We start from the raw sequence: 25,685 nt of genomic DNA, 5'->3' as shown, positions 1-25,685 counted from the left end.
GAGTTTGACTAACCTTGCAGCTTCGCCATTAGACGCTTAGCAGCTTCTTCTGATGATGCAGGGTTTTGACCTGTGATTAGCAGACCATCTTCAACAACAAATGATTCCCAATCAGCCGCTTTTTCGTAGTTACCGCCATTGGCTTTCAATGCGTCTTCTACTAAGAACGGTACTACGTCTGTTAAGCCAACTGCGTCTTCTTCAGAGTTAGTGAAACCAGTCACTGTTTTGCCTTTTACTAAGTACTCGCCATCGACTTTAACGTTTTTAAGCGCTGCAGGAGAATGACAAACAAAAGCAACAGGCTTATCTTGCTTAACAAAAGTCTCGATCAGATTGATAGAGTTTTCATCTACTGCCAAATCCCACAACGGGCCATGACCACCAGGGTAGAATACTGAATCGAAATCTTCAGCGTTCATATCAGCAAGTTTTTTGGTATTAGCCAAATGCTCCTGAGCGTCTTTATCCTCTTTAAAACGAGTGGTGTCTTTGGTTTGCGTGTCTTCTGTGTCACTACTAGGATCTAGTGGTGGTTGACCGCCAGCTGGAGAGGCTAGAGTTACATTTACGCCAGCGTCAAGAAATGCGTAGTAAGGCGCAGCAAATTCTTCTAGCCAAAAGCCAGTTTTCTTGCCAGTATCGCCTAAACGGTCATGAGAAGTTAGTACCATTAAAATGTTCATAATTATCCTTGTTTATTATTTATGTGTTAGTAACGATATAGCCAACAGTCATAAGTTTTCCGTTGCATCACTAGCTGTTTTCATTTAATTAGCCTAAATGCAAATAATGACTGTTAGCATTATTCCTGCTTTGTAATCAATTTTCAGTAGTGATATTAGCAATTTATGTTGTTAAGTAGTTATTCACAACGATTGCTAACTGTCAGTAGCTACTTAACTAGCGAATGTTTAACCAGTAACTATTTGACGTCAGATACTTTGATTACAGTCTTACCAAAGTTATCACCGTTTAACATACTGACAAATGCATCTGGGGCATTATCTAGACCGTCAATAATGTGCTCTTTGGTTTTTACTTCGCCTGACTCCACCCATTTGCTCATGGTTTCTAAGAACTCTGGGAAGTGATCGCCGTACTCTTCAAAGATAATGAAGCCTCTGACAGTTAGGCGTTGGCTTAAGATAAGACCCATTAACATACCTAGGCGATCTTTGCCATCCGGTAAATCAGTTGCGTTGTACTGTGATACCAGACCACATACTGGAATACGTGCGTGGTCGTTAAGTAATGGCATTACCGCATCAAATACTTTACCGCCAACATTTTCATAGTAGATGTCGATACCATCTGGACATGCTGCTTTTAATTGCTCAGTGAAGTCATCGGCTTTGTGATCGATACAGATATCAAAGCCAAGCTCATTGACCGCAAAGTCGCATTTCTCTTTACCGCCTGCCACACCGACAGTGCGCAGACCATATTGATTACCCACTTGACCGACAGTGGCACCGACCGGTCCAGTTGCTGCTGCCACAACTAAAGTCTCGCCTTTCTGTGGTTTACCGATATCAGTCAGACCCATGTAACCGGTGAACCCTGGCATACCTAACACGCCTAAACCATAAGAAGGGTTTGACATGTTTTTGTCCAGTTTCAGGACGCCTTCGCCATCACTGACACTGTAGTCTTGCCAGCCTGAGTTTGATACGACTAAGTCGCCTACCGAGAAGTTGTCAATATTTGACTCGACCACTTGCGCTACGGTACCACCCATGATGACGTCACCGACTTCTAATGGGTCTGCATAGCTTTTTGCATCGCTCATACGTCCACGCATATATGGATCTAGTGACAGATATACCGTGCGTAGTAGCATCTCGTTATCTTTTGGCGTAGGAATGTCGCTAGTCGCCATGTCAAAGTTGTCAGCAGTTGGCTCGCCATTAGGACGGCTAGCCAATTTGATTTGACGGTTTGTTTGTTGATTCTGTTGTTTGTCGAAGCTCATTGTAGGACTCCTTTATATTTATTAATTGTCATTATTATAGTGGTGTTAAGTGTAGCAGCTACTCAGCATGGAATAGCTACTACTATAAATAGCATAACGATATGTACTTATTATTACTGTCGCGATTTTTCTTATAATTGTTCTGACAGTTCTTACTAGAGCGCTTATGAAGACGCTTTGCTAGTTACAGCGCGCTGCAAGATACGACGTGATACTTCTAGGTCGTTGGTACCATGTTCACCAAGCTTAACCATGTTATGCACTTCAAGCTGCTTGATGATTGGATCAATCGCTGATTCCGTCAAGTCAACGTCTTCTAGGCTAACTGGCAAGCCAAGCTCGCGGAAGAAGTTTTCAGTGTAGACAATAGCCGTTTCGATGATGGCATCGTCGTCTAGGTCAGTATCGGTAATGTTCCATACGTTACGTGCATACTGAAGCAGTTTTTCTTTTTTGCTTTCTTTGAGCTCACGCATGACTGATGGCAATACGATGGTTAGCGTACGTGCATGATCGATAGCGTGTAGTGACGTCAGCTCATGACCGACCATATGGGTTGTCCAGTCTTGTGGCACACCAGTACCGATCAGACCGTTCAATGCCATGGTCGCTGTCCACATAATGTTCTTACGTGTTTCTAGGTTTTCTGGATCTTGCTTAACAACTAGACCTTCATCAATAAGGATTTTAAGCAAGCTTTCAGCAAAGGCATCTTGTACTTTAGCGTTTACTGGGTAAGTCAGATATTGTTCCATTACATGAACAAATGCATCAGCAACACCATTCATAACCTGACGTTCAGGCAGGGTAAGTGTTTTGATTGGATCTAGAATCGAGAATTTAGGGAAGGCAAGTGGGTTACCAAACGGTAGTTTTGCTTGACGTTCACTATAGTTGATCACGCCGCCTGAGTTCATCTCAGAACCTGTTGCTGGAATAGTCAATACCGCGCCCAAGTCGACAGCAGAATCAATGTTTTTGCAATAACCAGTTAAGGCATCCCAAGCTTGGTCACGTGAGACAGTGCCGTCTTCTTCAGTCAATGAAGATACTAGTGCCACAAATTTGCTGCCGTCAATCACAGAACCACCGCCAACTGCTAATAAGAAGTCGATGTTGTGCTCATTAACCATATCAGCGGCTTTAAGTAGTGTGGTGAATTCTGGGTTGGCTTCAATGCCACCAAATTCAAATACCGTACGGTTACCGCTTGCCGCTAGTGCAGTCTTTACTTCGTCTAAAGTACCAGTACGCTGTGCTGAACCACCACCGTACGTAATGAGGACACGCGCATCAGTAGGGACTAGATCGGATAATTGCTCGATTTGACCTTCACCAAAAACGATACGGACTGGGTTGTAGTATTGGAAGTTATTCATAAGATTCCTAATTAGTAATAAAAAGTGATTAGTAAAAACGGTTCAATTAAATGGTTTTGACATGGGATATTGTCTGATATCAATGAATGAATGATAAGCAATGCTCGTATAGACATTCATTCTTAATATTTGCGCATTGTACACCAATTAGACCAGTCGTCTAGTTATATTTACAAAACTCTCGTATAACTGTCTAAGCCGTATTCAAATGTCTTTAAGAAATTCGTTTAAAAAAGAGAAGGCAATGAAGCACACTGAATACTCAAGCATAGTACTGACAGCTACTATCTATGAGCGTTATGAATATTCAATGTGCCTTAATGGTTACGTTAGAAGTGCAGTCGCTAGAAATCCGAACAGTTGACGATTAGCGTCCCATTTGGGTCGTGGTCATCTGCCAAATTTCTGCTAAAGGGGTATTGGTTTGGCTAATCTTTGCAATCAAGCTTGCGCCAAGCCATGCAAAATACCAACGCTTGGCCATACTCTCAGCCGAGATGTTATCGTGACGAGGGACGGACTCATCGAGCCAGCCAGCTTTGATCTGCTTAGCGAGCCACATGGTCGTCTGCTGATAGCCAGTATCGAGTGCCTTACGCATGGTTTCTGACATATCGGCTACCTCTGCGCTGAGCTTCACTACCAAGCATTTCTCATGGTCACAGCCATTCTGCTGGGTGTCATACCAGTTTTGAAAATAATCATATAGCTTTTGCTGTGCACTGACATCTTGTGCATCGATGACATCCAACCGAGTCTTATATAAGCTAAAGTAATGATTAATAATGGCTTCACCAAAGGCTTCTTTAGAAGCGAAATAATGGTAAAAAGAACCCTTTGGCACACCTGCTGTATCTAAAATTTGCTTTAAACCAACAGCGGTAAAACCTTTTTTGGCGATTAATTGGTAGCCAGTGGCAAGTAAATGAGCTTTAGTATCTGGTGTCGTTGCGTCTGTATTAGACATAAACAGGATTATCTCCCTTAGTAGTTGCTTGTATTAGCGTATGCATTAGATAGTCAGTTAAAACAGTTAGCGTTCATTTGAACGTCACGTTGATGGCGTATTGTAATAGGATATAGTTATATGTGTTACGTTTTATCAACAATATTCACTGACAAAATAGTCTTGTTTTATTAGTAGCTATGGTAGCATTAGACCAGTCGTCTAGCAAGGTAGGTTTTGTTGTTATCCGTTACCGTTAGTATTTATTGCTAAAGATCATTTTTCATTAGAGCTTTTTTTAATTGATGACTATTGATTGATAGCTTGGTAACGATTTTAGACTTACTACTTGCCAGATATTTTCTCATTAAGATATCGCCGACTTAACAATTTTATTTTAATAATCGAAAACCAATACTTAACATAATAAATTAAAAATAAGGATGATTATGTCAACCAATACTACGAGTGCATACAGTGATTTCCATTTGCAGTTCATCGCTGGTGAATGGCAGACCGGTAAAGACGATAGCACCAACACCAATACCAACCCATATAACGGTGATACGCTGGTAGAGATTCAGCAAGCGACCAAAGATCAGTTAAACGAAGCCTATGATGCGGCGACCCAAGCTCAAGAAGCGTGGGCCAAGCAGACACCAGCAGCGCGTGCTGCAGTGCTGTATAAAGTCGTAAACATACTCGATCAGCGCCAAGAAGAAATCGTCGATTGGCTAATCAAAGAGTCGGGCAGTACCCGTATCAAAGCCATGGTCGAGTTCGGTGCGACGCGCGCGATTACCCTTGAAGCAGCGACATTCCCTAATCGTGTCCATGGTGAGATTCGCCCATCAAATACCCCTGGTAAAGAAAACTTCATTTATCGTGAGCCAATCGGCGTTGTCGCTGTCATTAGCCCATGGAACTTCCCATTACATTTAACGCAGCGCTCAATCGCGCCAGCCTTAGCACTTGGTAATGCTGTCGTGCTCAAGCCTGCTAGCGATACGCCAGTGACAGGTGGTTTGCTATTGGCCAAAGTATTTGAAGAAGCGGGTCTACCAAAAGGCCTGTTAAACGTGGTTGTGGGTTCAGGTAGCGAGATAGGCGATGCAATCGTTGAACACAAAGCATCAAGTTTTGTGTCATTCACAGGATCAACTTCAGTGGGTAAACACATCGGTGAGCTAGCTAATGGTGGTGAGCATATCAAACAAGTGGCACTTGAGTTAGGTGGAAACAGTCCATTTGTTGTACTCAAGGATGCAGATATTGATCAGGCAGTAAAAGCAGCCGTGTTCGGTAAGTTCTTGCATCAAGGCCAGATTTGTATGGCTATTAACCGAATTATTGTTGAAAATGAAGTGTACGATGAGTTTGTAGAGCGTTTCTTGTCTCATGTTAAAACGTTACAGGTAGGTGATCCTAACGATCAAGGTACTGCTATTGGCCCAATCATCAATGAGAAACAAGTTCAGTCACTTAGAGATAAGATTGATGAGGCACAGAAAGAAGGCGCAAAAATGCTCTTGAGCGGTGAAATCAATGGTCAATTAGTCCCGCCCCATGTCTTTACCGAAGTTACTAGAGAGATGGATATTGCCTATAATGAAATATTTGGACCATTGATAGGAATTATTCGAGCCAAAAATGAAGAGGATGCTTTGTCGATAGCTAATGATTCTATGTATGGCTTATCTAGTGCGGTGTTTACCGCAGACATGCAAAAAGGTTTACGTTTCGCTCGTGGTATCCGAGCAGGTATGACCCATATAAATGATATTCCAGTAAACGATGAAAGTAACGTGGCTTTTGGTGGTGAGAAAAATTCAGGTATCGGCCGTTTCAACGGTGAGTGGGTACTAGAAGAATTCACCAGAACACATTGGATCTCAATGCAAAATGAGCCACGTGAATATCCGTTCTAATTGTCCTAAAATGGAATGCTAATAGCTAATAAAAAAGACCGCTTTGATAGCGGTCTTTTTTGTGTGATATTTGGCAACTTACTGAGAATGACGTATTTGAAATTGGTCAATTCCTTATCTGGCATGAAAACCAAGTAACCCTTCAATCTCTTCCATCGTCATTCGTCTTACCAGTGCTTGTTCTTCTACCGACAGGCGGTTGGTGTGCTCTTTTATCATTGTATGAATACTTCGCGATATCTCAGAGGTGGTCGCGTAATACATTTGAGGCTGCTCTTTTGTCAACCTCATCAAGAAACGATTGATAAGTTTACGCTTTTCATCTGATTTATTTTCTTCAGTCGTAGTATTATTTTGAGTCATGGTGTTCTCCTAGAGGTAAGCCATTTAAGCAATCAGACACATGAGAGTCAATGCTTATAAGTAGTTTCTGGGGCTGAGCGCATTGCCTTACAAGTATTAGGCTCGCATCATAGTTGTATTTTCAATACGCCCTAACTATGTTTTACACTGTATATGATATTTCAAGATTAAAAATAATAAATTAGCGCTAAATAGCTAGAAGGATAGAGTATGTCAAATCAAGCAGCGAACAGAAATGTCACATTGGTGCTATTTCATAATGACTTAAGAGTGGCGGACAATGCCACTCTATTAAAAGCATCTGAAATCTCCACTGATGGAAGGCTGCTATTGGTTTATGCCTCATCGTTGACAGATGTATTAGACGATAAAGATCATTACGATGCCTATCATTACGACAGTATGGGGCAAGCTCGTCAGCAGTTTTTGCATGAGAGCTTGGCTGATTTAAATGCGTCATTGATTCAGCAGGGTAATAGGTTGCTTTATTTACAGAAAGGCGATGAAGCATTAGACGTCTTTACTCAGTTGAATGATCTAATAGCGCAGCAACAAGTGACAGATATCTGCGTCAGCCAGACGGCAGACTATAATCAAAACAAAGTATATAACCTTATACAGGCGAAATATCCAGAGATACAGTGGCACATTCAAACAACATCGACTTTGTTTGATGAGTTACCGCTAGAGAGCTTACCCAAAAGCTTTACGCAATTTCGTAAACAAATCGAAACCGATTATGATTTGCTGCATGCAGAAAAAGATATAGCAATTTATCCAACACCAGAAACACTTGCTCCATTACCTGACAATATGCATAGTAGGAACGAGTACTTTTTTGAATCTCAGTTGTCTAATCAGGCAGGGCGTGATAAGCCATCACAGCCGTCATCCAGTTTTAGAGGTGGTGAGTTAAATGGCCTCAAGCACTTAGATGCCTATTTCGATTCCGATGCGCCCAGCACTTATAAAACTACCCGAAACGCGCTAGATGAGTGGGCGCATTCCACAAAGTTCTCCGGTTGGCTGGCAAACGGCTCACTGTCTGTAAATATAATATTGAATCGTCTGCGCCGTTATGAGCGCGATATGATCGCAAATGACTCTACCTATTGGATATGGTTCGAGCTGCTGTGGCGTGAGTATTTCTATTGGTATGCTGTCACCCATCAGCAAAAGTTATTTTGGTTTAAGGGCATCGCTCAGCACGCGCCTTCAACTCAATTGATTGAGAGTCTGTTAGCGCAATGGAAGAATGGTACAACACAATATCCTATCGTCAACGCATGCATGAACCAATTGCGTACGACAGGTTATATGTCGAATCGCGGACGACAACTGGTTGCTAGCTGCTTTATCCATGAGCTAGGGCTTGATTGGCGTTACGGGGCAGCTTACTTTGAGCAACATTTGGTTGATTATGATGTCGACAGTAATTGGGGCAATTGGCAATATCTGGCAGGCGTCGGCGCTGACCCAAGAGGATGCAGACAGTTTAATCTCAACAAGCAAACTCAGCAATACGATCCAAACGGTGAGTTTATCCGTCAGTGGCAAGGCAACCCTCAAAAGAGCGATTAATGTATGTTGAAAACTCCCACTCAACACGTGACAACCGTTATTAGACTAATCATAAGATAGGTTTAAACAATGAAAAAGCCCAGTCCTTATCTCACTTTTGCAGGTGCTATTCCGTTTGTCGCCTGTGCATTTTTACTGATGATAGACGTTGTTACCGTGCCTGTACTTGGCTCAGTAGCCAATATATTGAGTGCTTATGGTCTAGTGATTGCATCATTTATGGCAGGCGCACATTGGGGCAATCATTTGAACTTGGTTGATGACAATAAGTGGGCTATTAGACTTCCACTGTATAGCAATATCATTGCGCTTGGCCTCTGGCTTGGTTTTTTAATCTTATCCGCCAGTAGTTTTATTTGGCTATTAGTGATTGGGTTTATAAGTCTGTTGGTTATCGACTATAATCTGCATCGAGCGCAGATTATCAGTCATGCTTACTTCAAAGTAAGGCAGTATGTCACGGTGATAGTGGTCATATCGTTAGTCATCGCGGCATTACAGTTGTAAGTGAAATTAACTAAGTCATGGCTAAATAATAGCTAAAGAACAGCCAGCTTGATTTCTCTATTTTTATAATTGGGACATTTATTTTAGAGATTTCCGTAGGCACTGCACTTTAATGGATAGAATGTTTCAATAATCAGAATAAAGAATTATAACATTCATTTTAAATGAATGTTATAATTAAAGCCATCTATATTCCTCTAAGAAGATGGCTATGCAATCTACCAAGTTACCTAGCAAACCACCAACATCTCCGCATCCTATCCTTAATTTAAGCTTTCGCATATTTTTTAGTGCTGCTGCGCTATTTGCCGTAGTAACGATGTTGCTATGGGCATTTGTGTTCACTGGTCACACCGATATCGATGCACAGGTTTTGAACCCGTTATACTGGCACGGCCATGAAATGGTGTATGGTTATGCTCTGGCAGTGGTAGCCGGGTTCTTGCTAACTGCGGTAAAGACATGGACAGGGGTGATGATGCCGCATGGTTATAAGTTGCTAGGTATCTTTGTCTGTTGGTTACTGGCACGTCTGAGCTGGTTGGGTTTTGGGCTTGGCATAACGCTCATAGGTGATAGTATATCGTGGCTATATATAGCAGCCCTTTTTGATGTGGTATTTGTCGCCTCGATGGCATATGTAATATGTCGAGCAGTATGGCAAGTTAAGCAATACAAGCAAACGGGTATCTTGGCAAAACTGGCACTACTGACCTTTGGCAACGGACTCTGCTATTGGGGTATTATCAATGCTGATATGAACACAACTAAGATAGGCATTTATTTTGGGTTCTATTTGATCATCGGGTTAATACTAACGATTGGCCGACGCGTAGTACCATTTTTTATTGAACGTGGTCTCAGTATGGGTATAGGTATGGAAACGTCAGAACCCGTTAAGCTACGTAATAGTAAAGGACAAGATATCGCAAGCTTAGTGTTTTTCTTCGCCTTTTTTATCAGTGATGTGTTTTATCCAAACCAGTATTTGCTGACGGTTACGGCGCTCGGTGTGGCAGTCATTAATATCGTTCGTCTGATAGGGTGGTATCATCACGGTATTTGGCAAAAACCATTACTTTGGTCATTGTATATTGCGTTTTTGGGCATGTGTTTGAGTTTCTTATTATACGCACTACAGCCTTGGTTGGGTTATCCGCACAGCCTCGCCATGCATGGATTGGCGATTGCAGGTATCGGTATGATGACGGTGGCAATGATGACGCGAGTATCTTTGGGTCATACGGGTCGCAGCATTCACCAACCGCCCAAAACGGTAAATCTTATGTACGGTTTGATGGTATTGGTATTTGTTAGCCGCGTACTGCTACCATTAGTAGATATGAGTCATTACCTAGTTTGGATTATGATTGCACAGGGTGCTTGGATTGCTTGTTTTGTGCTATTTTGCATCAGTTATCTGCCCATGCTGGCACGTCCTCGGCCTGATGGTTTATTTGGTTGAAGCGGGCTAACGATACTGTTTACAAATGCTATGTCTAAACGTTATTACCAAAAATGCGACTTACTTTGTCTAGGGCGTGTGCTCAATTCAAACGAGTGTCCTTTAAATGGGCTAAAAATAGCTAAATTTTGCCAAATATCGTCAAATAGTTGGTCAATATCTCGATATTATCTGCACTATTTTTCTCGTTTGACAGCAATTTATCTTATTTTTATCACCATTTTTAAAATGAGGACACGCCCTAGCTTAATATATAAAATTTGTAAAAATAGGAACGCAAGTACATGCGATTGACCAATTATAGTGACTACGCGCTACGCTCATTGATTTATTTAGCCGTAAGACCAGATCCATCACTATTGGCTAATATTAGCGATATTGCTGACAGCTATGGTATTTCTAAAAGTCATTTGACTAAGATTATTCATCAGCTGGGTCAGCTTGGTTATATAGAAAGTGTGCGTGGCAAAAACGGTGGCATACGCTTGGCACGTGCGCCTAAAGATATTAATTTGGGCGTATTGATCAAACAGATAGAGCCTGATTTTAATTTGGTAGAGTGCTTTGCCGTACCAGTGTCTCATAATGATAGTGAGCAGGGCGCTCATCCGGCGGATTTGCCAGTGACATTCATTGAGGAAAAAAAGAATAAATCACTAGGCTGCGTGATTAGTCCAGCCTGTCAGCTTAAAAGCGTGTTCTTTGAAGCGCTCACCGCATTTATCAATGTGCTTGAGCGTTATACATTAGCAGATATTCTGAACAATGAGGATGAGCTGGCTACTTTGCTATTTCGATAATAGGCTTCGATAATCTTATATTCTATAAAGTCATTAGCTCAGGAAACGGGTCGCTACGTTAATAAATACAGTAATAGCGACCCATTTTTATATCTATAAAAAATATATGTCTAAGGTGTGAGAAATTAGGCATTTTCTAGTTTTGGACGTGCTTTCTTAACAGCTTTCACCAGTGCTTTCTCAAACCCACCTTCTTTGAACTGAACAAGATAAGAATGCGCTGCGCAAAAATTGCGAACGTCACGCCACTCATGAGCCAAATTGGTCGCCCAGTCGCAGTATTGCGCGCCAGCGTTTGGTTCATTTTTCAGTGCTTTTTTGGTCGTGGGATGCAGTATCAGCTCAGGCAATACAGCTTCTAATAACTTAATTGGTGGACTCATAAAAGTATCATCTACGTGCAAGCTTTGGCTGGCAGGATGATAGGCCAATAGAGAGCCTGCATGAATCATCTCATTGGGCGAGATATAGTAAATGCCCTCTGACATTGAGAACTTGAGCTCAGGATAGCGTGCAGCGACTGCGTCACTTTCGACCAAATCATCTGCCCAACTCACTTCTGGTATTTTTTTATGATGACGACTGCTGCCATAGAACGTTGCTTGCGGAAAGTCCTTTGCCATTTGTGCACAGTGCACCGTATGGAATGGGTGAACATTGAGGACCGCTTCGACATCTTGACCGTTATTGGTTAGCGCCATTACTTCGTTTCGAACCTCATCTGTTAAGGCGTAACTGTCCAAAAAGATAAAGCGTCCTGAAGATAACTTGACCAGCGAGCACTGGGTACCAATATTTAACACGCCACCGAGACGGAATGTTCCGCGTATGTTCCAAAATCCCGCGCCTAAATCATGAATGTGATCAGTCATTTATAATTTCCTCATCTAGTAAATTAAATAGAACATATGAATAAAACAAAGCTAATTTTTCACTATAAGCTTCATCTTTCGAGTTGTTTTAATAGTATGTTTGCTAAAGGTTCACGCTTTTATGATTTTTCAAGCTCAGGGCGAGCCAAATCAATCGCTGAGATAAGTGCTGCCTCAAACTGACCTTCCTTAAATACCACTAAGCCTGAATGTGCACCGCAAAAATGACGAACATCACGCCACTCATTTGCCAGCTCTACCGCCCAATCACAATAATGCTTCGCCGCGTTTGGCTCATCTTTGAGCGCTTTTTTGGTAGTAGGGTGTAAGCCTAGGTTAGGCTGCACGGCATTTATTAACTTGGAAGGGGGTATCTCAAAGGTATCATCGATATAGATGCTTTGGCTAGCAGGATGATAGACCAATAAGGAGCTGGCATGCACCGTCTCGTCAGGTGAGATGTAATGGATGCCTTGAGGTATAGAGAATTTGAGTTCAGGGTAGCGCGCAGCAACGGCATCGCTTTCGACCAAGTCGTCTGCCCAGTTGGCTTCAGGTACTTGCTCTGAATGTCGGCTACTGCCATAGAATGTGGCTTGCGGAAAGTCTTTGGCCATTTGAGCACAGTGTACTGTATGAAACGGATGAACATTGAGGACAGCTTCGACATTTTGACCATCATTGGTCAATGCCATTACCTGCTGACGAATATTGCCAGTTAATGTATAGCTATCCAAAAAGATAAACCGTCCTGATGATAGTCTTATGAGTGCACATTGAACCCCAATATCAAGTATGCCGTTTTTGATAAAAGAGCCTCGAATACTCCAGAACCCTGCGCCCAAATCATACATTTCATCAGTCATCAATATTGCTCCTTAATTGTGCATTTATTCAATCATCTTACTTGTTTGTAGCACCCTACAGTCGGTTCAATATAATTTGGATACAAGGAAGGCGAGTGATAGTACTACAAGTTGTAGACTAAGCGAGCCTGATACCATATCCAATTTATAGATAATTGACTATACGATTATTAATCTTTATGGCAGTAAAGTCTGTAAGAAAAAAGATAGAAGCAATGTAAATGTGTAAAAATAAAAAAGAGTTGTTATTCAAATGTCATCATCAGCAGTGAAAGCTGTCCTTCCTTTTATAAGGAGGTTAAAAATAGCTTATAAACAGTCTTCGTAATCATAGGCTGAGATACGTGGATCATCTTTGTAGTTTTCATTGCCACATAAGAATTTATCGAAACGGGTATCACCATTAATATAACGTTGCATCCATGCGATAGCAGGTTTACTTAATAGTTTCTCGTTAAAACGATGACTGGCACAGAAATGACTGCCGTTGTTAATCTCGACCTTCATTTTTGGACCGTCAGCTTTTTGATAAAAGGTATTGGTATATTTTTTATTCGGAGCGATACGGTCATTTTCACAAGCGATGAATAGAGCAGGCGTATTCATCGCACCATAGCTCGTATCGTGATAGGGCGTTTGTGCAATGATGGCTTGCACCGTACTGCGCTCAGTTGCCAATCGTAGCGCACCGCCGCCGCCCATTGACCAGCCAATCGCGCCCAAACGATTTGGATTGATTATATGACCCACTGTTTCATCAGCGAGGAGATGATCGAGAGCCGCGCTCAATTGCTCAGCACGGCTATCCGGATTATCATAAATGGAGCTAGTATTAATAGTGATAACGACAAAACCCCAAGAGGCTAGACGCGGTCCCCACCATTTGATAGAAGACTCATAAGACACGTAGCCTGGCACTACCGCGATACCACCTAGCAGACCACAGCTACCAGCATCCGTTGGATAATGTATGGTACCGCCACCGAAGCCATTGGCTGATTGGCGACTCACATGCTTGGACTTTACAGAAAACGGACCGTTATCACGTGTTTTAGTGAGCTCAGTAGCAGTGATAGCGTCATCCTTTATACAGTCTAATGCCGCTAGTGAGTTTGTAGAGTTAAATGTCGATACGACTGGATTAAGGCTTTTAACCCTAGTTTCGGACACAGTTATTTCTGCTACAGCCATCGTAGAGAAAACCAATGTACTCATCGCGATAATAAGTTTTAAAAGCACCATATTTTTCATCATTGTAAATCGTATTCTCAAAGGTTGTGGGGTCGTGCACGTCTCTAGGCTAAAAAAGATAGACGCAGGTAGTGATTGTTAACTGTCAACGTCATCAATCGTTAAAGCAGTTAAGTACTTAACAAGTGCGCAAATAGCATCTAACCATACTATCCTGTATGTGCAATAAACGTAACGTTGATCTTGACCTCGTGAGTCGAAAACTGTCTTCACCGTCTCAAGTCGAAATGTGATTCCTAGTCAAGTTTTTCTACGATAATCTCGAATCCAAATAAAGAATCTATCAAGCGTTAATAACACTTTTAAACCTGAGTATATTAGTGAATGTGCTACCATAATTTGCTTGTCATTATGATGAGCATTTATCGTTTAATAACGGTGCTTTTGCTTATACATTTAGCATCAATCACCGTTATTCCTCTCTACCATCCACGCCAGTGACGGTTATTATTTACAGTCATGGTATAACCAATATAGTCAGATCCCCTGTGAATAATTCTAAAGATCAGATCCAAGATATAACAGCTGTGCCACCAGTCACCTCCAATCATTCAACGTCGTGGATATTGAAGCTCACAATTGGCCTGATAGGTATGTTTGCTTTTTTGCAAGTGTATTCTATTCAGGCAGTACTACCGGTCATGATGGTGGACTTTGCTGCGACCGAAGTTCAGGCTGGTATGATCGTTGGTGCCACTGTGTTAGCCATTGCGATTATGTCACCATTTCTAGGTATGCTCTCAGATGCAGTCGGGCGCAAGTCGTTTATCGTTGGCGCTTTATTGTTTTTAGCGATACCAACAGCGCTTATTGCCCAGAGCTCGAGCATTGAATGGGTCGGCATTTGGCGTTTTATGCAAGGATTGTCTGTACCGGGTATTACGGTGGTGACAATTGCCTATATCGGTGAGGAGTTTGAGGGACGGGCGATGACTGAGCTGATGTCCTTTTATGTGTCAGGATGCGTGCTTGGTGGCTTTATGGGTCGGTTCTTGTTGGGGCATTTGCATGAGCTGATTGGCTGGCGTCATGGCTACTATGTGATGACGGCGATGACGCTATTGGGGGCAATATGGGTTGGCAAGATGCTACCGTCATCTCGTCACTTTGTGGCCAATCCTAATTTTCGCTCAGCGATACAGACGCTGGGTGAGCATGTCACCAATCGCTATGTGGTAACAGCATATCTGCTTGGCGCTTGCGTGCTGTTCTCCCTTGTAGGCTGCTTCACTTTTATCAATTTACATTTGGCGGATAAGCCTTATGAGCTTGGTACTGGTGCGCTCGCCAATATTTTTGCGGTATATCTATTGGGCGTTGTTATCACGCCATTGTCTAGTAAATTGCTACGTCGGTTTGGCTCAGCGCGTACAGTACGGGTGGCTATCGTCGTATCTATGGTTGGATTGTTATTAACTTTGGTTACGCCTTTGTGGGGAGTGATCATAGGACTAGCAATTATGTCGTCAGGTGTGTTTATTACGCAGTCAGCGACTATCAGCTACATAGCTGTCAACGTAAAAAAGGGTCGTTCATTAGCTTCGGGTCTATATTATATGGGCTACTATACAGGCGGTACGCTAGGGGCATGGCTGGGTGGCATAGCTTATGCGCGAGGGCAGTGGTCTCTTACCGTATGGTTATTACTGTTTGTGCAGGTATTGGCGTTATTAATAGCCAGTTTTGGAATGATTAAAACCACAGTACGGGTAAAGTGATTGGCTGTATTATGTAGCATAGGTCTGGTCGGCCATCTTATGATACTTAATGTAAGACCGCTTTACACAGCGCCGCTTTTTTCTTACTATCAATAACGATGCTAGGGTCTGTTGAACATTAAAATATTAGGGCTGCTGATTGCTAAAGGTGCACCAAACGAGGCGCAAGCCGACGATAATGTCGAGACCTTAGCTAGGCTTGCAACAACGTTTGGGGTGATTTTAGCATCAGCCTTTCAGGGCAGTACTATTTTTTGCCAGTATATGGCGAAATTGTCTAACCTAGAATGACTAGGCGTCAAAAATTGCACTGCATATTGTCTAAAAAATAGTGACTGCCAGCACCACATTTGAATGTTCAACAGACCCTATCATTATAAAAATTAAAATGGTTAGCGCAGTAGATTTTATGCTGCTATTAACTTGATTATTATTGTTATTTATCCCTTATAAGTACGACAAACAAGGAAGTCAAATCTATGTCAAACATTTACCACAGTGCACCATCTGCCTACGATTATCCACTACTGGTCAAGCAATTATTAAGCCGTGCAAAAACGGTATCGCAAGATCAAGAGATTGTGTATGCGGACAAAAAGCGCCTGACTTACAAAGAGCTATTTGAACGTATCAATCGCTTGGCCAATGTATTGGCAGACCTAAAGCTCGATGCAGGTGATGTGGTTGCCGTGATGGATTGGGACAGTCATCGCTATCTTGAGTCTTATTTTGCCGTGCCAATGTCAGAGTACGTTTTACAGACTGTCAATATCCGTCTATCGCCTGAGAAAATTCTTTATACCATCAACCATGCCAAGCCTAAAGTACTCATGCTCAATTCTGAGTTTGCGCCATTGGTTAAAGACTATCAGTTCGAGAACTCAAGTATCGAGCATATTATCTGGCTTGATGATAATGGTGTCACTGCTGAAGGTATCTTTGGTAGCAATCAAAGCCGTGTCACAGGCGAGTATGAAGCGCTATTAGAAGCTGCCAATAGCGAATTTGATTTCCCAGATTTTGATGAAAACACCATCGCAACGACTTTTTATACCTCAGGCACGACAGGTGATCCAAAAGGGGTCTTCTTTAGTCATCGTCAGCTAGTCCTACATACACTAGCAGAAGCGGCAACTTTGGGTATGCTGCCTGATAAGCAAGGCGTGAGCTATGGTGATGTTTATATGCCTATGACGCCAATGTTCCATGTACATGCATGGGGTTTTCCGTTTACAGCAACGATGGTAGGTCTAAAGCAAGTCTATCCAGGTCGCTATGCGCCTGATACGTTGATGGACTTAATTGTCAATGAAAAGGTCAGTATCACCCATTGTGTACCAACGATTTTGCAAATGGTACTCAAAGAAGCACAAGACCGTGACGCTAGCTTTAATGGTCTAAAAATGATTATTGGTGGCTCACGATTGACAGAAGGTCTAGCTAAGACGGCAATGGCACAAGGTATCGAAGTCTATACAGGCTATGGTATGTCAGAGACTGCACCGCTCATTAGTTTGACCCACTTTAGCTTAGATGAGCCAGCAATGACGGAAGAAGAGGATATTGAACGTCGTTGTATGACAGGTAAGCCAGTGCTCATGGTTGATGCTCAAGTATGGGGTGAAGGCAACAAATCAGTGGGAACTGGACCAGACAATACAGGCGAGCTTGTATTACGTGCGCCTTGGTTGACCCAAAGCTATCTTAAAAATGACGATGCTGGCAAAGAGCTGTGGGAAAATGGCTATATGCATACCCAAGATATCGCTTATATACGTCCTGATGGCTATATCAAAATTACCGATCGTTTAAAGGACGTGATCAAATCAGGTGGTGAGTGGATTTCATCACTAGAGATTGAGACCATTTTATCATTACATCCGTCAGTGGCTGATGTGTCAGTGATTGGGGTGCGTGATAAGCAATGGGGTGAGCGTCCATTGGCTTTGGTGGTATTAAAGCCTGATGCTAAGGATACCAGTGCTGATGATATTAAAGCGATTGCAGAAAAAGCGGTAGAGCGCGGTATCATTCCTAAATATGGCGTGCCAAGTCAGTTTAAGTTCGTTGATGAGCTACCAAAAACTTCCGTTGGCAAACACGACAAAAAAGTCATGCGTGAGATGTATGCCAATCAAACTGAGATATAATTAGTATTGATTAAATGTTCAAATATTTGTATTCGTCAAAATGTAGTGCGTATTACACGCTTAATAGTTGACCTTTCCGATAGGCTCTGCTACATTTTAAACCGATACATATCGTATCGGTTTTTTAATTCTGGCAAGGATGACCAGTATTTACTAAGACATGGTTTTTTATAGTTGAAGCATTTTAGAGTTGGTAACAGCCAATTGCACGCAGACAGTGCACCGTGCGAGGTGAGTACCGTGACAACTTATTGAGTGCCTTAACTATAAAATACTATTGCCTCATTTCTCGTTTATGCTAAGGACAGCTACTATGAGCGACCATTCCCTATCCCCAGTTTCCACCCAAACGACAGACACGCCAAACTTCGCTGATATTTATCATGAGTCTATTACGGATCGAGAGCAGTTTTGGGCTGAGCAGGCGAAGCGTATCTATTGGCATAAAGAGCCTGAGCAAATTCTAGATGACAGTAATCTGCCTTTTGCCAAATGGTTCGTCGGCGGTGAGACAAATCTTTGTTATAACTGCGTCGATCGCCATCTAGCAGACCGGGCAGAGCAAGACGCTTTTGTGTGGGTGTCATCAGAGATTAATCAAGAATTGATAGAAACCTTTCCAGCGGTCGTTGATTCGTTTAAAGATTTAGGTAACAACGTCGAGTTTTATACAGACTATACCAAGCGCCGCCTGACTTATAATGACTTGTATAAAGAAGTTAATTATTTTGCCGATGTGCTACAGCGTCACGGTATTGGTAAAGGTGACCGTGTCATTATCTATATGCCAATGATATTAGAAGCGGCTTATGCCATGCTGGCGTGTGCTCGTATTGGTGCCGTGCATTCAGTCGTATTTGGTGGGTTTGCCGCCCATAACTTGGCTATCCGTATGGATGATGCCGAGGCAAAAATGGTCATTACGGTAGATGCAGGGCTACGCGGCGGTAAGGTTGTCAATTATAAAAACCTCGTCAATCAAGGCGTCGAACAAGCGACTGTCAAACCAGAACATGTGCTGGTGGTCAATCGCGGTATATTGCCATTCGAAACCAAAGCGATCGATGTTGATTATGCAACTGAGCGTCGTCATAGTTGTGAGGCCAATGCAGTCGTAGAGCCAGTTTGGCTCGAGTCAAATACCCCGTCCTATTTGCTTTATACTTCTGGTACTACTGGCACACCGAAAGGGGTGCAGCGCGATACAGGTGGTCATGCAGTCGCGCTGACGACGTCGATAGATTATGTCTATGACGGCAAGGCTGGCGAGACGTTCTGGGCGATATCTGATATTGGTTGGGCCGTCGGGCATTCTTATACGATCTATGCGCCGTTACTGGCGGGTATGACCAGTATTATGTATGAGGGCTTGCCGCATATGCCAAACCCTGGTATCTGGTGGCGTATCGTTGAAGCAAATAAAGTCAATATTCTATTCACCGCACCCACAGGTGTGCGCATGCTCAAAAAACAAGATGAAAGCTGGATGACGCGTTACGATGTCTCTAGTGTGAAGTCGTTCTTTTTGGCAGGTGAGCCGCTTGATGAATCAACGGCTAGTTGGTTGACTCAGCATCTGGGCGTGCCAATTTTAGATCACTATTGGCAAACAGAGTCTGGTTGGCCAATCTTGAGCCATACACCAAAATTCAATCATAAGCCGCACAAGCAGGGATCACCTGGTTACCCAATGTATGGCTATGAAGCGCATGTCATCAACGAGGAAACGGGCGATCCTTGTCAGGCTGGCGAAAAAGGATTGCTTGCAATTAAAGCACCACTACCGCCTGGCTGTCTCACCACGGTATGGCGTAATGACGAGCGCTTTATTAGCAGCTACTTTGGTCTGTTTGATGGTCAGCAGTACTCAACCTCGGACTATGCAGTGACAGATGAAGAGGGTTATTTTTATATCTTAGGACGTACCGATGATGTGATTAACGTTGCAGGACATCGCATAGGCACACAAGAGATAGAAGAAGCAATCAGCACCCATCCAGAGATGGCAGAATGCGCTGTGGTAGGCATCCAAGATGAGCTAAAAGGCGAGCTACCAATTGCGTTCTGCGTCCTAAAAGATCAATCGCAAGTCGAAACCACCGAAAACCGTTTTCGTATTGAGCAGCAAGTGATAGGCGCAGTCGTCAAATCTTTGGGTGGCATTGCCCGACCCGCTGCGATTTATTTCCCGCAGGCGCTGCCAAAGACCCGCTCTGGTAAAATATTACGTCGCTCAATTCGTGCTTTAGCGGAAGACCAGCCAACAGGAGATATGTCAACGCTTGATAATCCAACCGCTATTGATGCGATTAAGCAAGCGATGAAGGATTATTGATCGGTGCAATATATCGATCTATAAACCAACCACCTATAAGCCAATCATCTATAAGTCAGCAATGATCTTTATTTCACATAACAAATAAATTTAATCTCAAAAAGCTCATGAGTCATCATGGGCTTTTTTGTTTTCGTTATTTAAACAATTTTTATAGAAACACGTGTCATCAAAACAAACTTAGATAAAATTTTGATAAAGCGCTTGACCGTAAAATTGATTTATTGTTATAGTCAATAATGATACAAAATAAATCATTTTAAAATTCAATTTTTTATGAATGTTTTATAGACAAACCCTCATCGCTTTTACTTTTCTAATAAATATATAGGTGCCGTCACACGGTACTCTCGCAAAAAAGATAAGGATATCTTATGCACCACGTTCAACAGCTTATCAATGGTCAGTTCGTACAATCAAACACCGACGAATGGATTGATATCACTGATCCAGCGACGCAAGAAGTCATTGCCAAAGTGCCACAAACTACTAATGATGAGATTAACCAAGCGGTTGCCGCCGCACAGACAGCGTTTGAAACCTGGCGCAAAACGCCAATCACCACGCGTGCGCGTATCTTTTTAAAGTATCAATCTTTGATTCGTGATCATATGGATGAGCTGGCAGAAATCTTGACCGCAGAGCAAGGCAAAACGATTGCAGATGCACGCGGTGATGTGTTCCGCGGTCTAGAAGTGGTAGAGCATGCCGCTGGTATTGCCAATCTGCAAATCGGCGACTTCGTAGAAAACGTGGCGTCAGGTGTCGATACTTATAGTATTTGGCAGCCACTCGGCGTTTGCGCTGGTATCACACCGTTTAACTTCCCAGCGATGATTCCACTATGGATGTTCCCAATGGCGATTGCTACGGGTAATACATTTATCCTAAAACCGTCTGAACAAGATCCGATGGTGACTATGCGTTTGGTTGAGCTAGCGATTGAAGCGGGCGTACCAGAAGGCGTGCTAAACGTAGTACATGGCGGCAAAGCAACCGTCGATGCTATCTGCGACCATCCAGATATCAAAGCCGTTTCTTTTGTAGGCTCTACTCATGTAGGCAAACACGTCTATGAGCGTGCCAGTCAATCAGGTAAGCGTGCCCAGTGCATGATGGGTGCCAAAAACCATGGCGTTATCCTGCCAGATGCCAATAAAGAGCAAACGCTCAATCAGTTAGCAGGCGCAGCATTTGGTGCTGCCGGTCAGCGTTGTATGGCGCTGTCAGTGGTGGTATTGGTCGGTACTGCAGGTGAGTGGATTGATGACATTAAAGCCAAAGCAGAAAAACTAGTTGTATCAGCAGGTAAGCATGATAAAGATCTAGGCCCGCTCATCTCTCCTGCCGCAAAAGCCCGTGTCGAGCACTTGATTGGTACTGGGGTAGAAGAGGGCGCCAGTTTGATTCTAGATGGTCGCGGCATTACTGTTGAAGGGTATGAGAAAGGTAATTTTGTCGGCCCGACTATCTTTGATAACGTCACAAGCGACATGCAGATTTACCAGCAGGAAATCTTTGGGCCAGTATTGTGTATCATGCGTGCCGCCGACCTTGATGAAGCGATTGAGATGCTCAATGCCAATCCACATGGCAATGGTACGGCGATATTTACTCAGTCAGGGGCAGCTGCACATAAATTCCAGCAAGACATTCAAGTTGGTCAAATCGGTATTAACTTGCCAATCCCTGTGCCACTACCTATGTTCTCGTTCTCAGGTTCACGTGGCAGCAAGCTTGGTGACTTAGGTCCTTATGGTAAGCAAGCCGTACAGTTCTATACTCAGACAAAGACAGTGACTGCACGTTGGTTTGATGATGAAGCGAGCCGCGGTGTCAATACAACGATTTCAATGTAATCGTCAGCTCATTGTTTTATCAGTATGACATTTTGTGTTTTCGGTATGACGATAATGCGACTTGCGGTAATATTGAACGCAATTTTATTATCGTTATACCGCTATCATGTCGCGCTAATGTCTTATAAAATCTCTGACCAACCTTTTTATTAGCGCTTTTATCAACGTTTATCCGAGATTTAAGCCCTCTATTTGATCTATAAGAACAAGGATGACCCTATGGATTTTTCATTGACCGATGACCAAGTCGCCTTTCGCCAGACGGCTCGTCAGTTTGCGCAAAAAGAGCTAAAGCCAAATGCTGCTGAATGGGATCGTAACTCGCATTTCCCAATAGATATAATCAAAAAATCTGGTGAGCTTGGCTTTTTGGGACTGTACACCAATCCAGAATATGATGGCTTGGGCCTACCAAGACTGGACTCAGCGATGGTATTCGAAGAGCTTGCATGGGGCGACACGGCTGTAGCAGCGTATATGAGTATTCATAATATGGCGGCATGGATGATTGGTGAATATGGTAGCGATACGCTATGCAAAAAATATCTACCCAATATGGTCAGCGGTGAGTGGCTTGGCAGCTATTGCCTAACAGAACCAAATGCAGGGTCTGATGCAGCCTCCTTACGTACCAAAGCGGAGAAGCAAGGCGAGCATTACGTACTAAACGGTGAAAAAACCTTCATTTCTGGCGCAGGCTCAACCGATGTATTGGTAGTAATGGCACGTACTGGTAGCGCTGGGCCAAAAGGCGTATCAGCATTCGTCGTAGACGCCAATAGTGCTGGTATCGAATATGGCAAAAACGAGCATAAAATGGGCTGGAAAGCACAGCCAACACGCACGATTAGTTTTAAAGACGTTAAAGTCCCTGTAGAAAACCTGATAGGTGAGGAAGGCCAAGGCTTTCGTATCGCGATGAAAGGACTGGATGGTGGTCGTATTAATATCGGTATTTGTGCGGTAGGTACGGCACAAGCGGCGTTAGAGACCGCAACCAGTTATGTGCAAGAGCGCAGCCAGTTTGGTAGCCCGATTGCTAGCTTACAATCGGTACAGTTTAAACTTGCTGATATGTTGACCCAGACCATCGCCGCACGCCAAATGCTGTATCTAGCAGCTGACAAAGTCGACAATAACGATGGACAAGCGTCTACCTACTGCGCAATGGCAAAACGTCTGTCTACAGATCTTTGTTTCGATGTTGCTAATGAGGCCCTGCAGTTGCACGGCGGCTATGGTTATCTAAATGAGTATCCGCTTGAGCGCCATGTACGAGACTTACGTGTCCATCAAATTCTGGAAGGTACCAATGAGATCATGCGTGTGATTATTTCACGTCAAGTTCTACAAGATGAAGGACTAAACCAGCTACGCTAATTTATCTCGTTTTACTGAAACAAGGATGTTTTATGACAGATTATACAAATCTACAGCTATCAATTGATGGCCATACCGCAACGTTGACGTTGAATAACCCACCGGCACATACGTGGACGATGGACAGTCTGCAAGCACTTAAGCAGCTCATCACAGATCTCAATGCCAACGACGATGTTTACGCATTAATCGTGCATGGAGATGGCGAAAAATTCTTCTCAGCTGGTGCAGATTTAAACAACTTCTCAGACGGCGATAAAGGCCGCGCAATAAGTATGGCGATTGCATTTGGTGAAGCATTTGAAGCGCTATCTACCTATCGTGGCGTCAGTATCGCTGTCATCAATGGCTATGCGATGGGCGGCGGGCTAGAGTGTGCGCTCGCATGTGATATCCGTATCGCAGAAGTGCACGCCCAGATGGCACTGCCAGAGACGGGCGTGGGATTATTGCCATGTGCTGGCGGCACGCAAAATCTACCTATGTTAGTAGGGGAAGGTTGGGCTAAGCGCATGATACTGTGCGGTGAGCGGGTCGATGCAGATACGGCATTGCATATCGGCCTGGTTGAAGAGGTCGCTGCAAAAGGTGAAGGTTTACCAGTCGCTCAGGCCTTGGCAAAAAAAGTCGCTAAGCAATCACCCGTCGCCGTCAGTTATTCCAAGAAACTTATTCAAGCGGCTAGAGACACCCCGCCTGCGCAGAACCTCATCCATGAGCGTGAAGCTTTCGTGAAGTTGTTTGATACCAACGATCAGCGCGAAGGGGTACAGGCCTTTTTAGAAAAACGCAAACCCAATTGGCAAAACAAATAAACAGCGGTCAAAACGCTTGAGCCATAACACTTATTCTTTAATCTTTGTAGGTCACTTTTATGACAGCAGCTACCGACAATACCCAAAACTCTTCGAACAATACCGAGCAAGAGGCCTCTGTATTGTTCAATACTGAGCTGACAGATTGCGGGCACTTGATTGGGATCATGACACTTAATACACCCAAATCGCTTAATGCACTCAGCGTTGATATGTGTCAATTGCTCTCAGCGCAGTTAGAGCAGTGGCAAGCGGACGAGCAAGTGGTTGCGCTTGTATTAAAAGGTGCAGGGGATAAAGCGTTCTGTGCGGGCGGCGATATTCGTAAGCTCTATGACAGCATGTCTACTGATGCGCCAATACCAAACCCGTATGCTACTGAGTTTTTTAGTTACGAGTACCGTCTCTATCGTCAAATGCACTTTTATCCGAAACCATTAATACTTTGGGGTGACGGTATCATCATGGGCGGCGGTATGGGGCTGATGGCAGGATGTAGTCATCGTCTAGTCACTGAGCGTACGCGTTTTGCCATGCCTGAAGTCACAATTGGACTGTTCCCTGATGCATCTGGTAGTTGGTTTTTGCAGCGTATGCCTGCTAAGACGGGTTTGTTTTTAGGTCTAACTGGCGCGATGTGCAATGGCAGTGACGCGCTATTGGCCAATCTGGCAGAGTATGCCGTTGCTAGCCGTGACTATGATGCCGTCATACAGCGTCTTAAACAGAGCGACTGGCAGGCAGTCGATAACACGAGCGGTGCAGATAAATGCCATAGCAATAGCGCACATAGTATTGTCAGCGGGGCACTTGCTGAGCTGCCAGTAGCCGAACTACCTGATAGTAAGCTTGCAACATACTGGCAGCCTATTCAGCAACTGATGAATAGTGGCGGTCTGGCTGATATCGATGCGTTGCTACAAAGCGATACTGCGCTCGCCCAGCTAAACCAAGACTTTGCAGAAGACAGCTGGACGCAGCGAGCAGTCGCCACTTATCGTCATGGCTGCCCAGTAACATCTGCATTGACCTATGCGCTGTATCACAAAGTCGCTGACCTATCGATCGAACAAGTACTGTATTTAGAGACCAACGTCGCAGTGCACTGTGCAGCCAATCCTGATTTTAAAGAAGGCGTGCGGGCATTATTGATTGATAAAGATAAAAATCCTAAATGGTCGCGTTCATTAGCAGACTGTCTCAGTGTAGAAGGGCGAGCGTATATCGATCAGCATTTTGTCAATCCTTATCCAAAAGGTGAGCATCCTTTAGAAGGTTGGTTGGGTGATAACGCACTAGCTAGTCAAAGTGTCCGCTAACTGCCTAAAAGACATTTATACCGTAAGACTGTCAGCGATTTTATAAAGTTTTAAAGAAGGATGCTAAGACATAAGATAGCAGCATTCATTAATAAGCAATACTCGCTAATAAATACTACCCCACTCTCAACTTGAAATAAGCAAATCAAACTGAAGAGGCGGATTACCAAGTTTTT

Annotated in this window: 20 protein-coding genes; 12 read left to right on the top strand and 8 right to left on the bottom strand. The window is 43.4% G+C overall.

The features are described 5' to 3' along the window. Nucleotides 1-8: 8 nt before the first annotated feature. The 4 genes from FQV37_RS02660 to FQV37_RS02645 form a co-directional block, all read right to left on the bottom strand. Nucleotides 9-686 carry a type 1 glutamine amidotransferase domain-containing protein gene (locus tag FQV37_RS02660; RefSeq protein ID WP_160021175.1) on the bottom strand — a complete coding sequence of 226 codons (678 nt, stop codon included), beginning with the start codon at nt 684-686 and terminating at the stop codon, nt 9-11. 239 nt (nt 687-925) lie between these two features. Next, on the bottom strand, nt 926-1,975 hold the full coding sequence (locus FQV37_RS02655; protein WP_160021174.1) for an NADP-dependent oxidoreductase: 1,050 nt from the start codon (nt 1,973-1,975) through the stop codon (nt 926-928). A gap of 164 nt (nt 1,976-2,139) precedes the next feature. Beyond that, nucleotides 2,140-3,354 (bottom strand): iron-containing alcohol dehydrogenase, encoded by a 1,215-nt coding sequence (locus tag FQV37_RS02650; RefSeq protein WP_160021173.1) that lies wholly within the window; start codon nt 3,352-3,354, stop codon nt 2,140-2,142. 367 nt (nt 3,355-3,721) lie between these two features. Next, nucleotides 3,722-4,321, bottom strand: coding sequence for a TetR/AcrR family transcriptional regulator (locus tag FQV37_RS02645; protein ID WP_057760518.1), 600 nt, complete (start codon nt 4,319-4,321; stop codon nt 3,722-3,724). Nucleotides 4,322-4,749: 428 nt separating this feature from the next. Between FQV37_RS02645 and FQV37_RS02640 the strand changes: the two genes are divergently transcribed. Next, nucleotides 4,750-6,228, top strand: a complete 1,479-nt coding sequence (locus tag FQV37_RS02640) for an aldehyde dehydrogenase family protein (RefSeq protein WP_160021172.1) — start codon at nt 4,750-4,752, stop codon at nt 6,226-6,228. Nucleotides 6,229-6,342: 114 nt separating this feature from the next. Here FQV37_RS02640 and FQV37_RS02635 read toward each other — a convergent pair whose 3' ends face one another. Beyond that, complete coding sequence (locus FQV37_RS02635) at nt 6,343-6,591, bottom strand: hypothetical protein (protein WP_057760515.1); 249 nt, start codon at nt 6,589-6,591, stop codon at nt 6,343-6,345. Between the two features lie 210 nt (nt 6,592-6,801). On the opposite strand from FQV37_RS02635, the gene FQV37_RS02630 reads away from it, so the two are divergent. From FQV37_RS02630 to FQV37_RS02615, 4 genes are all read left to right on the top strand, one after another. Beyond that, complete coding sequence (locus FQV37_RS02630; RefSeq protein WP_160021171.1) at nt 6,802-8,172, top strand: DASH family cryptochrome; 1,371 nt, start codon at nt 6,802-6,804, stop codon at nt 8,170-8,172. Between the two features lie 69 nt (nt 8,173-8,241). Then, the gene (locus tag FQV37_RS02625) at nt 8,242-8,679 is read left to right on the top strand and encodes a DUF3429 domain-containing protein (protein ID WP_160021170.1); all 438 of its coding nucleotides are present in this window, start codon (nt 8,242-8,244) and stop codon (nt 8,677-8,679) included. 211 nt (nt 8,680-8,890) lie between these two features. Then, nucleotides 8,891-10,144 carry an NnrS family protein gene (locus tag FQV37_RS02620; RefSeq protein ID WP_160021169.1) on the top strand — a complete coding sequence of 418 codons (1,254 nt, stop codon included), beginning with the start codon at nt 8,891-8,893 and terminating at the stop codon, nt 10,142-10,144. A gap of 284 nt (nt 10,145-10,428) precedes the next feature. After that, a complete protein-coding gene (locus tag FQV37_RS02615) occupies nt 10,429-10,944 on the top strand; it encodes an Rrf2 family transcriptional regulator (RefSeq protein ID WP_160021168.1) in 516 nt (171 codons plus the stop codon). A 125-nt stretch (nt 10,945-11,069) separates the two neighbouring features. Here the strand turns inward: FQV37_RS02615 and FQV37_RS02610 are convergent, their stop codons facing one another. The 3 genes from FQV37_RS02610 to FQV37_RS02600 all read right to left on the bottom strand — a co-directional run bounded on the left by FQV37_RS02610 (nt 11,070) and on the right by FQV37_RS02600 (nt 13,924). Next, nucleotides 11,070-11,816, bottom strand: coding sequence for a hypothetical protein (locus FQV37_RS02610; protein ID WP_160021167.1), 747 nt, complete (start codon nt 11,814-11,816; stop codon nt 11,070-11,072). A 119-nt stretch (nt 11,817-11,935) separates the two neighbouring features. Continuing rightward, nucleotides 11,936-12,682: a hypothetical protein gene (locus FQV37_RS02605; RefSeq protein ID WP_160021166.1), complete on the bottom strand. Its 747-nt coding sequence runs from the start codon at nt 12,680-12,682 to the stop codon at nt 11,936-11,938. Between the two features lie 309 nt (nt 12,683-12,991). Then, nucleotides 12,992-13,924 carry a dienelactone hydrolase family protein gene (locus FQV37_RS02600; RefSeq protein ID WP_160021165.1) on the bottom strand — a complete coding sequence of 311 codons (933 nt, stop codon included), beginning with the start codon at nt 13,922-13,924 and terminating at the stop codon, nt 12,992-12,994. A gap of 536 nt (nt 13,925-14,460) precedes the next feature. Between FQV37_RS02600 and FQV37_RS02595 the strand changes: the two genes are divergently transcribed. The 7 genes from FQV37_RS02595 to FQV37_RS02565 all read left to right on the top strand — a co-directional run bounded on the left by FQV37_RS02595 (nt 14,461) and on the right by FQV37_RS02565 (nt 25,509). Then, complete coding sequence (locus FQV37_RS02595) at nt 14,461-15,651, top strand: MFS transporter (protein ID WP_205962047.1); 1,191 nt, start codon at nt 14,461-14,463, stop codon at nt 15,649-15,651. Between the two features lie 479 nt (nt 15,652-16,130). Beyond that, complete coding sequence (locus tag FQV37_RS02590) at nt 16,131-17,801, top strand: fatty acid--CoA ligase (RefSeq protein ID WP_160021164.1); 1,671 nt, start codon at nt 16,131-16,133, stop codon at nt 17,799-17,801. 313 nt (nt 17,802-18,114) lie between these two features. Further along, nucleotides 18,115-20,136: a propionate--CoA ligase gene (locus tag FQV37_RS02585; protein ID WP_160021163.1), complete on the top strand. Its 2,022-nt coding sequence runs from the start codon at nt 18,115-18,117 to the stop codon at nt 20,134-20,136. A 374-nt stretch (nt 20,137-20,510) separates the two neighbouring features. Then, nucleotides 20,511-21,995 (top strand): CoA-acylating methylmalonate-semialdehyde dehydrogenase, encoded by a 1,485-nt coding sequence (locus FQV37_RS02580; RefSeq protein WP_160021162.1) that lies wholly within the window; start codon nt 20,511-20,513, stop codon nt 21,993-21,995. A gap of 219 nt (nt 21,996-22,214) precedes the next feature. After that, nucleotides 22,215-23,375: an acyl-CoA dehydrogenase family protein gene (locus FQV37_RS02575; RefSeq protein WP_160021161.1), complete on the top strand. Its 1,161-nt coding sequence runs from the start codon at nt 22,215-22,217 to the stop codon at nt 23,373-23,375. 32 nt (nt 23,376-23,407) lie between these two features. Continuing rightward, nucleotides 23,408-24,190: an enoyl-CoA hydratase gene (locus tag FQV37_RS02570; protein WP_160021160.1), complete on the top strand. Its 783-nt coding sequence runs from the start codon at nt 23,408-23,410 to the stop codon at nt 24,188-24,190. A 59-nt stretch (nt 24,191-24,249) separates the two neighbouring features. Further along, a complete protein-coding gene (locus tag FQV37_RS02565; RefSeq protein WP_160021159.1) occupies nt 24,250-25,509 on the top strand; it encodes an enoyl-CoA hydratase/isomerase family protein in 1,260 nt (419 codons plus the stop codon). The last annotated feature ends 176 nt before the right edge of the window (nt 25,510-25,685 follow it).

The sequence above is a fragment of the Psychrobacter nivimaris genome (assembly GCF_009812035.1).
In the GTDB taxonomy this organism is placed as follows: Bacteria; Pseudomonadota; Gammaproteobacteria; order Pseudomonadales; family Moraxellaceae; genus Psychrobacter; species Psychrobacter nivimaris.
This window is presented reverse-complemented; position numbering and strand designations above follow the sequence as displayed.

Excerpts from the sequence above, each read along its gene's own strand:
- FQV37_RS02640 (WP_160021172.1), top strand. The coding sequence starts at position 4,750 with ATGTCAACCAATACTACGAGTGCATACAGTGATTTCCATTTGCAGTTC.
- FQV37_RS02650 (WP_160021173.1), bottom strand. The coding sequence starts at position 3,354 with ATGAATAACTTCCAATACTACAACCCAGTCCGTATCGTTTTTGGTGAA.
- FQV37_RS02645 (WP_057760518.1), bottom strand. The coding sequence starts at position 4,321 with ATGTCTAATACAGACGCAACGACACCAGATACTAAAGCTCATTTACTT.
- FQV37_RS02585 (WP_160021163.1), top strand. The coding sequence starts at position 18,115 with ATGAGCGACCATTCCCTATCCCCAGTTTCCACCCAAACGACAGACACG.
- FQV37_RS02605 (WP_160021166.1), bottom strand. The coding sequence starts at position 12,682 with ATGACTGATGAAATGTATGATTTGGGCGCAGGGTTCTGGAGTATTCGA.
- FQV37_RS02635 (WP_057760515.1), bottom strand. The coding sequence starts at position 6,591 with ATGACTCAAAATAATACTACGACTGAAGAAAATAAATCAGATGAAAAG.
- FQV37_RS02600 (WP_160021165.1), bottom strand. The coding sequence starts at position 13,924 with ATGGTGCTTTTAAAACTTATTATCGCGATGAGTACATTGGTTTTCTCT.
- FQV37_RS02655 (WP_160021174.1), bottom strand. The coding sequence starts at position 1,975 with ATGAGCTTCGACAAACAACAGAATCAACAAACAAACCGTCAAATCAAA.
- FQV37_RS02580 (WP_160021162.1), top strand. The coding sequence starts at position 20,511 with ATGCACCACGTTCAACAGCTTATCAATGGTCAGTTCGTACAATCAAAC.
- FQV37_RS02660 (WP_160021175.1), bottom strand. The coding sequence starts at position 686 with ATGAACATTTTAATGGTACTAACTTCTCATGACCGTTTAGGCGATACT.
- FQV37_RS02620 (WP_160021169.1), top strand. The coding sequence starts at position 8,891 with ATGCAATCTACCAAGTTACCTAGCAAACCACCAACATCTCCGCATCCT.
- FQV37_RS02575 (WP_160021161.1), top strand. The coding sequence starts at position 22,215 with ATGGATTTTTCATTGACCGATGACCAAGTCGCCTTTCGCCAGACGGCT.
- FQV37_RS02625 (WP_160021170.1), top strand. The coding sequence starts at position 8,242 with ATGAAAAAGCCCAGTCCTTATCTCACTTTTGCAGGTGCTATTCCGTTT.
- FQV37_RS02570 (WP_160021160.1), top strand. The coding sequence starts at position 23,408 with ATGACAGATTATACAAATCTACAGCTATCAATTGATGGCCATACCGCA.
- FQV37_RS02565 (WP_160021159.1), top strand. The coding sequence starts at position 24,250 with ATGACAGCAGCTACCGACAATACCCAAAACTCTTCGAACAATACCGAG.
- FQV37_RS02630 (WP_160021171.1), top strand. The coding sequence starts at position 6,802 with ATGTCAAATCAAGCAGCGAACAGAAATGTCACATTGGTGCTATTTCAT.
- FQV37_RS02615 (WP_160021168.1), top strand. The coding sequence starts at position 10,429 with ATGCGATTGACCAATTATAGTGACTACGCGCTACGCTCATTGATTTAT.
- FQV37_RS02610 (WP_160021167.1), bottom strand. The coding sequence starts at position 11,816 with ATGACTGATCACATTCATGATTTAGGCGCGGGATTTTGGAACATACGC.
- FQV37_RS02590 (WP_160021164.1), top strand. The coding sequence starts at position 16,131 with ATGTCAAACATTTACCACAGTGCACCATCTGCCTACGATTATCCACTA.